Source organism: Streptococcus oralis (assembly GCF_002386345.1).
Lineage (GTDB): Bacteria > Bacillota > Bacilli > Lactobacillales > Streptococcaceae > Streptococcus > Streptococcus oralis_S.
Window position 1 is genome coordinate 641,285 of record NZ_CP023507.1, and the last position, 13,626, is coordinate 654,910.

17 protein-coding genes and 1 other annotated feature are annotated in these 13,626 nt (G+C 37.6%); all 17 genes read left to right on the forward strand.

The window, feature by feature from the left end:
- Positions 1-88 precede the first annotated feature (88 nt).
- The 17 genes from CO686_RS03165 to CO686_RS03250 all read left to right on the forward strand — a co-directional run bounded on the left by CO686_RS03165 (position 89) and on the right by CO686_RS03250 (position 13,621).
- Complete coding sequence (locus CO686_RS03165; RefSeq protein ID WP_000870435.1) at positions 89-1,348, forward strand: TRZ/ATZ family protein; 1,260 nt, start codon at positions 89-91, stop codon at positions 1,346-1,348.
- A gap of 61 nt (positions 1,349-1,409) precedes the next feature.
- Positions 1,410-1,545, forward strand: a sequence feature (ribosomal protein L10 leader region).
- Between the two features lie 38 nt (positions 1,546-1,583).
- Entirely contained in the window at positions 1,584-2,084 is a 501-nt protein-coding gene (rplJ, locus tag CO686_RS03175) for a 50S ribosomal protein L10 (protein WP_001287274.1), read from the forward strand.
- Between the two features lie 74 nt (positions 2,085-2,158).
- The gene (rplL, locus tag CO686_RS03180; RefSeq protein ID WP_001196964.1) at positions 2,159-2,527 is read left to right on the forward strand and encodes a 50S ribosomal protein L7/L12; all 369 of its coding nucleotides are present in this window, start codon (positions 2,159-2,161) and stop codon (positions 2,525-2,527) included.
- 201 nt (positions 2,528-2,728) lie between these two features.
- Positions 2,729-2,902, forward strand: a complete 174-nt coding sequence (locus CO686_RS03185; RefSeq protein WP_024057854.1) for a hypothetical protein — start codon at positions 2,729-2,731, stop codon at positions 2,900-2,902.
- Positions 2,899-3,678, forward strand: coding sequence for a replication initiator protein A (locus tag CO686_RS03190; RefSeq protein WP_096753486.1), 780 nt, complete (start codon positions 2,899-2,901; stop codon positions 3,676-3,678). The genes CO686_RS03185 and CO686_RS03190 overlap by 4 nt, the downstream gene beginning before the upstream one ends.
- A gap of 99 nt (positions 3,679-3,777) precedes the next feature.
- Positions 3,778-5,136 (forward strand): DNA (cytosine-5-)-methyltransferase, encoded by a 1,359-nt coding sequence (gene dcm / locus CO686_RS03195; protein WP_096753487.1) that lies wholly within the window; start codon positions 3,778-3,780, stop codon positions 5,134-5,136.
- On the forward strand, positions 5,120-5,569 hold the full coding sequence (locus tag CO686_RS03200) for a hypothetical protein (RefSeq protein ID WP_096753488.1): 450 nt from the start codon (positions 5,120-5,122) through the stop codon (positions 5,567-5,569). Before dcm ends, CO686_RS03200 begins: the two co-directional genes overlap by 17 nt.
- Entirely contained in the window at positions 5,562-5,942 is a 381-nt protein-coding gene (locus CO686_RS03205; RefSeq protein WP_001845485.1) for a thioredoxin domain-containing protein, read from the forward strand. The genes CO686_RS03200 and CO686_RS03205 overlap by 8 nt, the downstream gene beginning before the upstream one ends.
- A gap of 12 nt (positions 5,943-5,954) precedes the next feature.
- A complete protein-coding gene (locus CO686_RS03210) occupies positions 5,955-6,188 on the forward strand; it encodes a hypothetical protein (RefSeq protein ID WP_000840776.1) in 234 nt (77 codons plus the stop codon).
- Between the two features lie 2 nt (positions 6,189-6,190).
- Positions 6,191-6,778, forward strand: a complete 588-nt coding sequence (locus tag CO686_RS03215) for a CPBP family intramembrane glutamic endopeptidase (RefSeq protein ID WP_096753489.1) — start codon at positions 6,191-6,193, stop codon at positions 6,776-6,778.
- 333 nt (positions 6,779-7,111) lie between these two features.
- A complete protein-coding gene (locus CO686_RS03220; RefSeq protein WP_000869753.1) occupies positions 7,112-7,411 on the forward strand; it encodes a hypothetical protein in 300 nt (99 codons plus the stop codon).
- Entirely contained in the window at positions 7,401-7,889 is a 489-nt protein-coding gene (locus tag CO686_RS03225) for a hypothetical protein (protein ID WP_096753490.1), read from the forward strand. The genes CO686_RS03220 and CO686_RS03225 overlap by 11 nt, the downstream gene beginning before the upstream one ends.
- Positions 7,889-9,766, forward strand: a complete 1,878-nt coding sequence (locus CO686_RS03230; protein ID WP_096753801.1) for a VirD4-like conjugal transfer protein, CD1115 family — start codon at positions 7,889-7,891, stop codon at positions 9,764-9,766. The genes CO686_RS03225 and CO686_RS03230 overlap by 1 nt, the downstream gene beginning before the upstream one ends.
- A gap of 20 nt (positions 9,767-9,786) precedes the next feature.
- Complete coding sequence (locus CO686_RS03235) at positions 9,787-10,029, forward strand: hypothetical protein (RefSeq protein ID WP_000627865.1); 243 nt, start codon at positions 9,787-9,789, stop codon at positions 10,027-10,029.
- A gap of 16 nt (positions 10,030-10,045) precedes the next feature.
- The gene (locus CO686_RS03240; protein ID WP_001054257.1) at positions 10,046-10,900 is read left to right on the forward strand and encodes a VirB6/TrbL-like conjugal transfer protein, CD1112 family; all 855 of its coding nucleotides are present in this window, start codon (positions 10,046-10,048) and stop codon (positions 10,898-10,900) included.
- Positions 10,901-10,953: 53 nt separating this feature from the next.
- A complete protein-coding gene (locus CO686_RS03245; RefSeq protein WP_001097589.1) occupies positions 10,954-11,313 on the forward strand; it encodes a PrgI family protein in 360 nt (119 codons plus the stop codon).
- A complete protein-coding gene (locus tag CO686_RS03250) occupies positions 11,264-13,621 on the forward strand; it encodes a VirB4-like conjugal transfer ATPase, CD1110 family (RefSeq protein ID WP_172844168.1) in 2,358 nt (785 codons plus the stop codon). The genes CO686_RS03245 and CO686_RS03250 overlap by 50 nt, the downstream gene beginning before the upstream one ends.
- The last annotated feature ends 5 nt before the right edge of the window (positions 13,622-13,626 follow it).

Sequence of the window (13,626 nt, forward strand, 5' to 3'; positions counted from 1 at the left end):
TAAATTCTTAATGACACTAAAAGTTGCCTTCGGGTGACTTTTTTGTTACAATAGCTAGAAAAAATCAAGGTCTTAGAAGGAGAAAACAATGAAAGTCTATCAGCATGTAAATATCGTGACTTGTGACCAAGATTTCCATGTTTATTTGGATGGTGTCTTAGCCGTTAAGGATTCTCAAATCGTCTATGTCGGCCAAGAGGAGCCTGAGATTTTAGAGCAAGCTGAGCAGATTATAGACTATCAGGGAGCCTGGATTATGCCTGGTTTGGTTAATTGCCATACCCATTCTGCTATGACAGGCTTGCGAGGGATCCGGGATGATAGTAATCTCCATGAATGGCTCAATGATTATATTTGGCCAGCAGAAGCAGGATTTACTCCCGACATGACTACCAAGGCGGTCAAAGAGGCTCTGACAGAGATGCTCCAGTCAGGGACAACAACCTTCAATGATATGTATAATCCCAATGGTGTGGATATTGAAAGAATTTATCAGGCAGTCAAGGCATCTAAGATGCGTTGTTATTTCTCACCGACTCTCTTTTCTTCAGAAGGTGAAACAACTGATGAGACCATAAGTAGAACACGTGCCATCATCGAGGAAATCTTAGAATATAAAAATCCAAATTTCAAGGTTATGGTAGCACCCCATTCTCCATACAGTTGTAATCAAGATTTGCTGGAAGAGAGCTTAGCTATGGCAAAAGAGCTGGACATTCCTATTCATATCCATGTGGCGGAGACCAAGGAGGAATCAGGAATTATCCTCAAACGATACGGTAAACGCCCCCTCGCCTTTCTAGAAGAACTAGGTTACTTAGATCATCCGTCTGTCTTTGCTCACGGGGTTGAACTAAACGAGAGAGAAATTGAACGCTTGGCAACTTCTCATGTGGCTATCGCCCATAATCCTATTAGTAACCTCAAACTGGCCTCAGGAATCGCTCCAATCATCCAACTCCAAAAAGCAGGAGTAGCAGTTGGAATTGCGACTGACTCGGTTGCTTCCAATAACAATCTAGATATGTTTGAGGAAGGACGGACAGCAGCCCTTCTTCAGAAAATGAAGAGTGGAGATGCCAGCCAGTTCCCTATCGAGACAGCCCTTAAGGCACTGACAATCGAAGGGGCTAAGGTTCTAGCAATGGAAAAGCAGATAGGAAGCCTAGAAGTTGGCAAGCAGGCAGATTTTCTCGTGATTCAACCACAAGGAAAAATCCATCTCCAACCTCAGGAAAATATGCTCTCTCACCTCGTTTATGCAGTCAAATCCAGTGATGTTGATGATGTTTATATCGCTGGAGAACAGGTAGTTAAGCAAGGCAAAGTTTTAACAGTAGAGATTTAAAAAAATTTAAAAAAAGTTTGCAAAAATCTTGCATTCTTTTTTTGTCTATGCTATACTTATATACGGTTTGAAAAAACTGCCTAAGACAGTAGGGGAGCTCGACTCGTAAATATCCTACCGAGGACAAAACGTATCATGTAAAAAGAAGCGTATTGTACTTTCGTGTCTAGGTTTGGGCGCGTTTTTCTTTTGGAAAAATTCCCCAAGCAAAATAATTACGGAGGTGAACACACTAATGAGTGAAGCAATTATTGCTAAAAAAGCGGAACTAGTTGACGTAGTAGCTGAAAAAATGAAAGCTGCTGCATCTATCGTCGTTGTAGACGCTCGTGGTTTAACAGTTGAGCAAGATACAGTTCTTCGTCGTGAGCTTCGTGGAAGCGAAGTTGAGTATAAAGTCATTAAAAACTCAATCTTGCGTCGTGCAGCTGAAAAAGCTGGTCTTGAAGATCTTGCATCAGTATTTGTTGGACCATCTGCAGTAGCATTTTCTAACGAAGATGTTATCGCACCAGCGAAAATCTTGAACGATTTTGCTAAAAACGCTGAAGCACTTGAAATCAAAGGTGGTGCAATCGAAGGCGCTGTCGCATCTAAAGAAGAAATCGTTGCTCTTGCAACTCTTCCAAACCGCGAAGGACTTCTTTCTATGCTCCTTTCTGTACTTCAAGCGCCAGTGCGCAACGTTGCTCTTGCAGTCAAAGCGGTTGCAGACAACAAAGAAGACGCAGCTTAATCTTAAGCTACGCAGCGTAGCCTAGCTACGGAAAAACGATTATAAAATTAAAAACTTATTTGGAGGAAATAACAATGGCATTGAACATTGAAAACATTATTGCTGAAATTAAAGAAGCTTCAATCCTTGAATTGAACGACCTTGTAAAAGCTATCGAAGAAGAATTTGGTGTAACTGCAGCTGCTCCTGTAGCTGTTGCTGCAGCTGGTGCTGCTGACGCTGGTGCTGCTAAAGACTCATTTGACGTTGAGTTGACAGCTGCTGGTGACAAAAAAGTTGGCGTTATCAAAGTTGTACGTGAAATCACTGGTCTTGGACTTAAAGAAGCTAAAGAACTTGTTGATGGTGCACCAGGTGTCATCAAAGAAGGCGTTCCAACTGCAGAAGCTGAAGAAATCAAAGCTAAATTGGAAGAAGCTGGAGCTTCAGTTACTCTTAAATAAGAGGCATATACCAATTAGAATTCGGAATACTATAGTATCAGCCTTTTAGAATCGTGAACACATTTTAGAAACTGATAAATTAATTTAGTTTCCTGCCAAAAACCCTACCAAAAATTAATTTGGCAGGGTTTTTCTTTTTAATAAAATTATTTTGGAGAACAGTTGAATATTGTTCTCCTTTTTTTATTTTCTGGAGGGAGAATGACAAAAGAATTACAATCATCACGCTATATTGTCATTTCATTTTTAGTACGTGAAATGGGAATTGACATTGTTGAAGCCATCTCTCTTATGGCTGAATTAGAAAAAAGTGGCTTGGTTCGATTGGAATCAAGTGGAGATTTAATACTCAAAGAACTTGGAGGAGAGCTATGAAAAGAATTACCGCAAATCAATACCAAACTTCAGAACGGTATTATAAATTACCTAAAATTCTTTTTGAGGATGAGAAATATATGGATATGAAACTAGAAGTAAAGGTGGCTTATTCTATTTTAAAAGATCGTTTAGAATTATCTCTCAGTCGTGGTTGGATAGATGAAGAAGGAGCAGTCTATTTAGTATTTTCTAATTCTAAACTGATGAGACTGTTAGGTTGTTCGAAGTCAAAATTACTGTCCATCAAAAAAACTCTTAAAGAATATGACTTAATTGATGAAGTCCAACAGTCCTCAAGTGAGAAAGGAAGACTAGCTAATAAGATTTATTTAGGGGAATTATCTTCTACCCCAGTAGGTAATTCAAACAGGCCTAGTGTTAAAAAAAGACTAGGGCAGGTTGAAAATGAAACGGCCCCTGTCTCACATTCAGCCCCTAGTGAGACTGAAGTTAGTGAGACTGAAATTAGTGAGACTGAATCTTTATTTATTGAGGATGAGGAGGATAGGAATACTCAACCTATCTTGAAAAGAAAAGTAGAAAAGGTCACAAAATATGATCGAGATTATATTTGGGGATTGGTACAGGATCAATTTAGACGAGAAGGTTTTTCTGAAACAGCTAGTGAGATTGCTATGACTGATTTTGAAAGAATCTATCAGTATGCTCTTGACAATGTTCGCTTTATTAGACGAGCGGAAGTTTTGGCTGAATTTGTGTTTAATGGCTTATATTCTGTTTGGAATAACCGTGTTAGAAAAGGAGGTGGTTAAAATGTCGCCAATCGAGTGGATATTAGTTATGCTCATTTTCATTTCAAGTGGTGTGACACTTTGGACATTGATAGTCGATCAGGAAGGGGGTATAAAGAAATGAGATTTATTGATTTATTTTCAGGTATCGGTGGTTTTAGACTTGGAATGGGAAGTGTTGGACACGAGTGTATTGGATTTTGTGAGATTGATAAATTTGCTAGAGAATCTTATAAGTCCATTTTTCAAACGAAAGGAGAAATAGAATTTCATGACATACGAGATGTTTCAGATGACGAATTTAAAAAACTTAGAGGGAAAGTCGATGTCATCTGTGGGGGATTCCCTTGTCAAGCATTTTCAATCGCAGGAAGACGATTGGGATTTGAAGATACTAGAGGAACTTTGTTCTTTGAAATTGCTCGGGCGGCCAAACAAATCCAACCACGTTTTCTTTTTCTTGAAAATGTTAAAGGCCTACTCAATCACGATAAGGGACGGACGTTCACCACAATCCTTACCACACTTGATGAGTTGGGGTTTGATGTTGAGTGGCAGGTGCTTAACAGTAAGGATTTTGGCGTTCCCCAAAACAGAGAGAGGGTGTTTATTATCGGACATTCTAGAAAGAAAGGTACCAGACTCTTATTTCCTTTCAGACGAGAAGGTCAAGCAACTAACTCTGAGATTTTAAAAACATTAGGGAATTTGAATCCATCAAAAAGTGGAATGAGCGGTAAAGTCTATTATTTAGAAGGTCTTGCGCCAACCTTAGTTCGTGGTAAAGGAGAAGGATTTAAAGTTGCGATTCCTTGTATGACACCAGACAGATTAGACAAGAGACAAAATGGTAGACGCTTTAAGGAAAACCAAGAGCCGATGTTTACTTTAAATACTCAGGATCGTCATGGTATTGTCGTTGTTGGAGATTTACCAACTAGCTTTAAGGAAACTGGTCGCGTCTATGGAAGTGAGGGCTTATCTCCAACACTGACTACGATGCAAGGAGGAGATAAAATCCCCAAAATACTAATTCCAGAACCAATCCAATTTCTAAAAGTACGGGAAGCAACGAAAAAAGGATATGCTCAAGCAGAAATAGGAGATTCAATCAATTTAGAAAGACCAAGTTCTCAGTATCGTCGAGGTAGAGTTGGAAAAGGTATAGCGAATACGTTAACAACTAGTGGTCAAATGGGAGTAGTAGTGGGTGGCTATGAAGGAGAAGATAAACAAGTTTATCATGTAGCTGGTGTCTTGATAGATGGAAAATTTTACCGTTTGAGAATACGACGAATCACCCCTAAAGAGTGTTTTCGCCTACAGGGCTTTCCTGATTGGGCTTTTGAAGCTGCTAGAAAAGTCTCTAGTAATAGTCAGCTCTATAAACAAGCTGGTAATAGTGTAACAGTTCCTGTGATTGCCGCAATCGCACAGAAATTAAAAGAAATAGAGGAAAAAGATGAAAGCTTTAAATAAAGAGTCAATACTAGATTGTGATGAATTAGAAACAGAATTACATGACGCAGAAATCAAACAGCTGGATGAACAAATATTTTTGTTGCCCAATTATCCATGTGAGTTTGAAGTGACATTATTAGATAATTACCATAAAAAACACAACTACCCACTATTTTATGAATCCTATCTTCAAAACATTATGGAATTCCTTGAAAGTCAGGATATAAAGAACGGAGCTGATGCTTTTGTAGATGATAATCAGAATCTTGTTTTTGTTTTATATGGGCAAGGCTATCGAGCCGAGGGAAAAGAGGGAATACTTACAACCCAAGTAACTGTAAAAGCTTATGATGAAGACAAGAAACCGATTAACTTCGCAAACTTATTAGATTCCTTAATAGTCTCAGAATATCAAATGGAACCGAATCTTTGGGAGGTCTCCCATGATTGATCTCTATCTAAGTAAAAATAGCCAAAGAAATCAACTTCTTTTAGACTTCTTCCAAAACTATGGCATCGAGGTATCTTGTCATTCAGTTTCTGAAATGACAAAGGACAAATTAATTGAGATGATGAGCTATTCTTCAGATTGTTTTGAATTTTTATCTCCCAATTTATTACGATTTAAGAACCGTGACAATCTGAGATTAACGGATTTCGTTGAGATGATCTTAAAAAATCCTGAACTAACCATCAGACTTCCTCTTGCGGTTTCAAATAAGCGGGTTTATCCAAATCTGAATTTGGAAGAGGCTAGAGCTCTATTGCCAAGAGATACGAAACAATTGATTTACATGGCACAAACACATTATTTATCTAACTAAAGGAGAAGCAATATGGCTGAACGATTTTGGGAGAACTTGTCCATTATTTTGGCTGAAAGAAATATTAGCTGGATTGAGTTAACCAGAAAAATGTTTGCGGGAGAGTTTCACTATCCAAGTGAATTGAATCGTTTGTATCAAAAGATTCGCCACTATAAGATGGAACAACGAATGCCTCAAAGTCCATGGGTAGAAAGGATTGTGCAGGTATTAGATTTAGATTATGAAGATTTATTTCGGAGGTAACTATGAAAAGAATAATTCCAGTTTATTTATTCCAACAAGTAAATGTCCTATTGGTATCCCTATACTTACTGAAATTGTTTTGTATCGGTGAGTTAACTATACTACAGATTCTCTATGGAGCGTCTCTCATTTCTTTTTTAGGGATGTATGGTCAACGAAAACAAGTGGCCAAGGTCAATATGAAAATTAGGATAAAGTGGATTGGTATTGGATTCGTTAGCCTACTGATTATAAGTATATGTTTTAGTCTGATTTATGCTCAAGGAAGCACGAATCAAGCAAACTTAATTGGCCTTCAACATCAAGTTCCTTGGTTTTCATTTTTATTGTTCTTAATCAATGCGAGTATGGTTGAAGAATTTTTGTATAGAGAAATTTTATGGAACTTGGTTAGAAAATTAGATATTCGAGTTGCTTTGACAAGTGTTTTATTTGCCTTAGCTCATCATCCAGAAACTATTTTAGCTTGGTGTTTATATGTTTCATTGGGAATGTTTTTAGGGATGGTACGCTATAAATCGGACTTATGGGGCAGTATGGGGCTACATTTAGTGTGGAACCTACTAGTTTATAGTTTGCTGCTTTTTTAGACCAAATTAGTTTGTTTTAGGGAAATAAAATGCTAACGTTATGTAACAATGTTAGTCTTTTATTTCAAAGTCTTTGATTAATATGAATTTAGCTCGACAGAAAAATAAGAAATGTGATAAAAATTTCAACTACTCTTATCTATAATAAAGCTACCTGTTCTTTGAAAATTGAATCCACTCCGTCTTGATTAGCGTGCCTGTGTAAGTAGGGACTGAGAGTATTTCCCTGTGAAGGGCAACTGGCACAAGACGTGTGTGAGAATTTTCTAACAGACACGGAGTTTATCGTTTCCAGACTTAAACGATGCGACAAACTAGATAAAGGAGTTAATCATGAAGGTAGTAAACTTGTATGATTTGAAACAAATGGGAAATAAAGGTGGTTGTACCATCCAATTGATTCATCACTTTCCTTTTGGTATGGGCTTAGGACATCTCAAAAAAGACTACATTGAATTTAAACGTGTTGGTATCTTTGATGGGAAAGCAGTAGAAGTCACTCTTAGAGAACCTTATTCGAGAGATCTACTGCAGGTTGTCAAGTCGATTAAGCAACGTCAGAAATTGATAGCTTATCGTTATAAAGAAGGAAAGCTGCTATTTGTTAAGAAGGAGGCCTCAGATGTCCTCTGAACAACAGGAACGAATGGCAGTTCAATATGCTGAGCGTAGTCTTTTATTTACTGTAAAAAGTCTTTTAAAGATTCTAGAATGGTCTAGACGTCAGGCTTTAGCACAGGATTCCGCCTATAAGATAGGGGTGCAGAAATTAGAAGAATTGCTACAATCTCCCTATGCGATTGATACGATTAATCTGAAAAAAGATTTTTTGGACAAACCAATTGATATAGAGAAATTTAAAGCTTTTTTAGAAAAAGAAGAGATTCCTTTAGCCATCGCTTGGCAAGGGGATTCTCTGCATTTCTACACGAAAGACCGTTCGATTCTAGACAATCATTTAGACCATCTGTTAGAAAAAATGGTTAATGATCCGGAGAAATTAGCTGATTTTACCATTGATAAGTCTTTAGACGATGCAATTGATGAAGCTAAATCCCAAATAACCTTTAGACAAGAAGGGGCCGTCAAACAGAAAGAGATGGTGAGATGATGTACAGTGGAAAGAAATTCCTACTATTCTCACTGTTAGGTATCTTACTAGGTTATCTTTTTCATCGTTTGACGCTTTTGTATGATTCTTATACTGGAGATGCCCTAGATAAATGGAGTCGTCTCCTGATGGAAGGTCAAGATGAAGTTCTTCAGTCGCCATGGAATCTTTCTTTTACTGGAAAATCAAGTGCTTTTTTTCTACTAGGTTTTGTTATTATGTTGCTGATTTATCTCTATATAGAGACTGGTAAAAAACAATACCGAGAAGGAGTAGAATACGGAAGTGCCCGTTTTGGCACTCTAAAAGAAAAGAAGCTCTTTTACGGTAAGGAATTTTCTCATGATACGATCTTAGCACAAGATGTTCGTTTGACATTGTTAGATAAAAAACCACCCCAATATGATAGAAATAAGAATATTGCGGTGATCGGAGGTTCAGGAAGTGGGAAGACATTTCGCTTTGTGAAACCCAATCTGATTCAGATGAATAGTTCTAATATTGTAGTGGATCCTAAAGATCATTTGGCCGAGAAAACAGGTAAACTCTTTTTAGAAAATGGTTACCAAGTAAAGGTGTTAGATTTAGTCAATATGAAGAACTCAGATGGTTTCAATCCTTTTCGCTATATAGAGGCAGAAAATGATTTGAATCGCATGCTGACGGTTTATTTTAATAATACCAAAGGCTCTGGATCCCGTAGTGATCCATTTTGGGATGAAGCTTCTATGACTTTGGTACGAGCTTTAGCCTCCTACTTGGTCGATTTCTATAATCCACCCAAAACAAGAGAACAGCTCATAGAAGAAAGTCGTTTAAGTCAAAAAGAATACCAAAACTTGTTGAAACGTCAAAAAAAAGAAGTGGAAGAGCGAAAAAAACGAGGGCGTTATCCAAGTTTTGCTGAAATCTCAAAACTCATTAAACACTTATCCAATGGTGAAAACCAAGAAAAAAGTGTCTTAGAAATTTTATTTGAAAATTATGCTAAAAAGTATGGGACTGAAAATTTTACCATGCGAAATTGGGCAGATTTTCAAAATTATAAGGATAAGACCCTGGATTCTGTTATAGCTGTAACCACTGCTAAATTTGCCCTCTTCAATATTCAAAGTGTCATGGATTTGACCAAAAGAGATACCCTTGATATGAAGACATGGGGCAAGGAAAAATCAATGGTTTACTTAGTTATCCCAGATAACGATAGTACCTTTCGCTTTCTTTCAGCCCTCTTTTTTACAACCGTATTTCAAACCCTGACAAGACAAGCAGATATTGATTTTAAGGGTCAGTTGCCTCTTCATGTGAGATTTTACTTAGATGAGTTCCCAAATATCGGAGAAATTCCAGATTTTGCTGAACAAACCTCAACAGTCCGTTCTCGAAATATGAGTCTCGTTCCTATTCTACAAAATATTGCCCAACTTCAAGGGCTCTATAAAGAAAAAGAAGCTTGGAAAACCATTCTTGGGAACTGTGATAGCTTAGTCTACTTAGGTGGTAATGATGAAGATACCTTTAAATTTATGAGTGGTTTACTCGGTAAACAAACCATTGATGTTCGAAATACTAGTCGTTCCTTTGGCCAGACAGGTTCAGGATCCCTTTCTCATCAAAAGATTGCTCGTGATTTAATGACACCTGATGAAGTCGGAAATATGAAACGGCATGAATGCTTGGTCCGAATTGCCAATATGCCTGTCTTTAAAAGCAAAAAATACAATTCAACCAAGCATCCAAACTGGAAGTACCTAGCCAATCAAGAAACCGATGAACGGTGGTGGAACTATCAAATCAATCCTTTGAATCAAAGACAAGAAAATCATCTTGAAGGCCTTAGAATTCGTGATTTAACTTTTGAATCTAGTTTAAAATAAAAATAGAAAAGAGGAAATAGATGATTACGCATTTTAAAGGTTTTGTTTATGGAGTAGACGCAAGTGCTATGTTTGCACAAGCTATGTCTTTGTTACAGAAGGGATTGATTGCGGTTGGTGCCTTTCTCGTTGTTGTAGGGATTGTCAACCTAGCAACCAATATTAAAGATGGTGGACCAGGTGTTCGGAATGCCATTCTTGAAATTGTCGGTGGAGTTATGGTCGGGGCTGCTGGAGCCTTTGTAACTCAGATTTCAATTTAGGAGGATAAACAATGACATGAATCTTAGTTTAGTCTCACCCTTTGTTTACCTTGCATCTGAAAAAATATCAGCTGAAAATTTATTTGAAGGATTTAATGTGGATTTACAATCTACGGTAGATCTGATTAAATCCCTATCTAGCTACAATCCAACCGTTTGGACTTATATGTCTAGTATTACTAAAAGTGTCATGCAGCCCCTTGGAGTTGCGATTTTATCAGTTGTTCTCATCTTAGAATTTTCGAAGATGGCAAAGAAAATTGCTAACTCAGGAGGAGCGATGACCTTTGAAGCATTAGCACCGATGTTGATTAGTTATATCATGGTCGCAGTTGTAATTACCAATACTACCGTTATTGTAGAAGCCATCATCGGGATTGCAAGTCACGCCATTGAACAAGTGGCTTCGATTGTGGCTCACGGTGGCGCAAAGTATGATACAATCTCTGGATTAAAAGGTTCAGGATTTATTGGCCGTATGATTGTAGGCTTTTTCGCCCTCCTCATTTGGCTTGTTCGGATAGTAAGTGCAGCTATGGTCAATCTTTTGGTATCTATTCGATTTATTCAACTCTACCTTATGATTCCATTTGCCCCTCTTACGATTCCAACATTTTTAAGCGATGAATGGAAGTCTATTGGTATTGGCTATTTAAAAAATATTATGGTTTATGCGGTACAAGGGGTTCTTATTTTTCTGATTGTTTCTCTTGTTCCTTTATTTGAATCTGCTGGGAAAATAGCTGTTTCAAATGGTGCAGGAGTCTTGCAATCACTTGCGATTATGTTTGGTAGTTTGGTACAAGCTATCTTACTGATTATTGCCCTCGTTGGTTCTCAACGTACGGCTCGCTCAATCTTAGGTATGTAATTAGATAAAGGCTAGGAAGTGATTGCTTCTTAGCCTTTTTAGAAAGGAAAGTCATGAATACACGTGTCTTTAAAGACATCTCAAAATACCAACACAGGGCTTGGTTAGGTTTCACCACAAGACAAATCATCTTTGTTTTACCAGCTTTTATTGTCACAATTATTGTTTTGGGTTTGAATCTCTTTTTCTGGCAATTTGGAGATTGGTTTGTTTACGGTTTTGTGTTTGCTTTTACCATCCCCCTCATGCTTTTTGGAGTCTATAAACCCAATGATTTATATTTTGAACATTATTTGAAATACCGTCTTCATTTTGAACTAACGGTTCCCCTACGCACAATTACAGGAAAGAAAGGACCTGAACATGAAAAGAAAATCAAATACATTAAAGAAACAAAAAACTTCAATGACTAATCAGAAAGAAGTAGTTAAAGGAAAAAAAGAGGAAGTGTTACCCTCTACGTCTAATACTCTTTCCTATCAAGCCCTGTATCAAAATGGTCTGATGCAGGTGAAAGAAGATTATTTCTCACAAAGCTACTTACTTGGTGATGTCAATTACCAGACCGTTGGTTTAGAAGATAAGGGCGCAATCATTGAGAAGTATTCTGATTTGATTAACTCCCTAGACGATCAAACCAACTTCCAATTGACTATCTTTAATAAAAGATTGAATCTAGAAAAATTCAGACAAAGTGTTTTGTATGAGGAAAAAGAAGATGGGTATGATAGCTATCGTAAAGAATTGAATCGGATGATGAATCAGAATTTAGACAGTGGTGAAAATAATTTTTCAGCTGTGAAACTGATTAGCTTTGGTAGAAAGGATTCTAATCCCAAACAAGCCTATCGTTCCTTGTCCCAAATAGGAGAATATTTCAAGAGTGGTTTCTCAGAAATTGATGCACGATTTGAATCCTTGGCTGGAGAAGAGCGTGTCAACTTGTTGGCCGATATGCTTAGAGGAGAACACCATCTTCCTTTTTCTTACCGTGATTTAACGAGATCTGGTCAGACAACTCGTCACTTTATAGCACCTAATCTCTTGGATTTTAAAAACAAGAATTACCTACAAATCAATGACCGCTTGTTGCAGATTGTCTATGTCAGAGACTATGGTATGGAGTTAGGAGATCAGTTTATCAGAGACCTCATGCAAGGAGATTTGGAATTGATTGTGAGCCTCCATGCTCAAAGTTCGACCAAGGCGGATGCTATGAAGAAACTACGAACAAAGAAGACCTTGATGGAATCCCAAAAGATTGGGGAACAACAAAAACTAGCTCGTACAGGTATCTATTTGGAAAAAGTAGGCCATGTTTTAGAAAGCAATATCGATGAAGCTGAAGAACTCTTAAAAACCATGACCGAGACAGGAGATAAACTATTTCAAACTGTCTTCTTGATTGGGGTCTTTGGTCAGGATGAAGAAGAACTCAAACAAGCACTAGATACGATTCAACAAGTGGCCGGCTCAAATGACCTAATGATTGATAAACTACCATATATGCAAGAAGCAGCCTTTAATAGTTTGCTGCCATTTGGTTGTGATTTTTTAGAGGGAGTATCACGGAGTTTATTAACATCTAATGTAGCAGTGAACTCTCCTTGGACTTCAGTAGACTTACAAGACCGTAGTGGGAAATATTATGGTATCAATCAAATCTCAAGCAATATTATTACCATTGATCGAAGCCTATTAAATACACCGTCTGGTCTGATTTTAGGAACATCAGGAGCTGGGAAAGGGATGGCAACCAAGCATGAAATTATCACGACCAAAATCAAGGAATCTGGTGAAAATACTGAAATTATCATCGTGGATCCAGAAGCAGAATACAGTGTCATTGGACGAGCTTTTGGTGGAGAAATGATTGATATTGCGCCCGACTCCCAGACTTATCTCAATGTACTTGACTTGTCTGAGGAAAATATGGATGAGGATCCTGTTAAGGTAAAATCAGAATTTCTTTTATCCTTTATCGGTAAGTTATTGGATAGAAAAATGGACGGAAGAGAAAAATCGATTATCGACAGAGTCACCAGACTCACCTATCAGTCATTTAAAGAGCCTTCTTTGGAAGAATGGGTCTTTGTCTTGAGCCAACAACCAGAAGAAGAAGCGCAGAATTTGGCACTTGATATGGAACTGTATGTCGAAGGTTCTCTTGATATTTTTTCTCATAAGACCAATATTCAGACAGGATCTAATTTCTTAATCTATAATGTTAAAAAGTTAGGAGATGAGCTGAAACAAATTGCTCTTATGGTTGTTTTTGATCAGATATGGAACCGTGTCGTTCGGAACCAAAAATTAGGGAAGAAGACCTGGATTTATTTTGATGAAATGCAACTTCTCTTATTAGATAAATATGCCAGTGATTTCTTCTTTAAATTGTGGAGTCGTGTCAGAAAATATGGAGCCAGTCCGACTGGGATAACCCAAAATGTCGAAACTTTATTGTTAGATCCAAATGGTAGACGGATTATTGCAAATAGTGAATTTATGATTCTCCTCAAGCAAGCAAAAAATGACCGAGAAGAACTGGTTCAACTCTTAGGATTGTCAAAAGAACTTGAAAAACACCTAGTCAATCCAGAAAAAGGGGCAGGACTAATAAAAGCTGGTTCCGTTGTCGTTCCCTTTAAAAATAAGATTCCTCAAGGTACTCAATTGTTTGATATCATGAGTACGGATCCTGATAAAATGGCTTCTAATTAAGGGGA

Bases quoted from the DNA above. Each gene is read 5' to 3' on its own strand.
- CO686_RS03165 (WP_000870435.1), top strand. From the start codon at position 89: ATGAAAGTCTATCAGCATGTAAATATCGTGACTTGTGACCAAGATTTC.
- rplJ (WP_001287274.1), top strand. From the start codon at position 1,584: ATGAGTGAAGCAATTATTGCTAAAAAAGCGGAACTAGTTGACGTAGTA.
- rplL (WP_001196964.1), top strand. From the start codon at position 2,159: ATGGCATTGAACATTGAAAACATTATTGCTGAAATTAAAGAAGCTTCA.
- CO686_RS03185 (WP_024057854.1), top strand. From the start codon at position 2,729: ATGACAAAAGAATTACAATCATCACGCTATATTGTCATTTCATTTTTA.
- CO686_RS03190 (WP_096753486.1), top strand. From the start codon at position 2,899: ATGAAAAGAATTACCGCAAATCAATACCAAACTTCAGAACGGTATTAT.
- dcm (WP_096753487.1), top strand. From the start codon at position 3,778: ATGAGATTTATTGATTTATTTTCAGGTATCGGTGGTTTTAGACTTGGA.
- CO686_RS03200 (WP_096753488.1), top strand. From the start codon at position 5,120: ATGAAAGCTTTAAATAAAGAGTCAATACTAGATTGTGATGAATTAGAA.
- CO686_RS03205 (WP_001845485.1), top strand. From the start codon at position 5,562: ATGATTGATCTCTATCTAAGTAAAAATAGCCAAAGAAATCAACTTCTT.
- CO686_RS03210 (WP_000840776.1), top strand. From the start codon at position 5,955: ATGGCTGAACGATTTTGGGAGAACTTGTCCATTATTTTGGCTGAAAGA.
- CO686_RS03215 (WP_096753489.1), top strand. From the start codon at position 6,191: ATGAAAAGAATAATTCCAGTTTATTTATTCCAACAAGTAAATGTCCTA.
- CO686_RS03220 (WP_000869753.1), top strand. From the start codon at position 7,112: ATGAAGGTAGTAAACTTGTATGATTTGAAACAAATGGGAAATAAAGGT.
- CO686_RS03225 (WP_096753490.1), top strand. From the start codon at position 7,401: ATGTCCTCTGAACAACAGGAACGAATGGCAGTTCAATATGCTGAGCGT.
- CO686_RS03230 (WP_096753801.1), top strand. From the start codon at position 7,889: ATGTACAGTGGAAAGAAATTCCTACTATTCTCACTGTTAGGTATCTTA.
- CO686_RS03235 (WP_000627865.1), top strand. From the start codon at position 9,787: ATGATTACGCATTTTAAAGGTTTTGTTTATGGAGTAGACGCAAGTGCT.
- CO686_RS03240 (WP_001054257.1), top strand. From the start codon at position 10,046: ATGAATCTTAGTTTAGTCTCACCCTTTGTTTACCTTGCATCTGAAAAA.
- CO686_RS03245 (WP_001097589.1), top strand. From the start codon at position 10,954: ATGAATACACGTGTCTTTAAAGACATCTCAAAATACCAACACAGGGCT.
- CO686_RS03250 (WP_172844168.1), top strand. From the start codon at position 11,264: ATGAAAAGAAAATCAAATACATTAAAGAAACAAAAAACTTCAATGACT.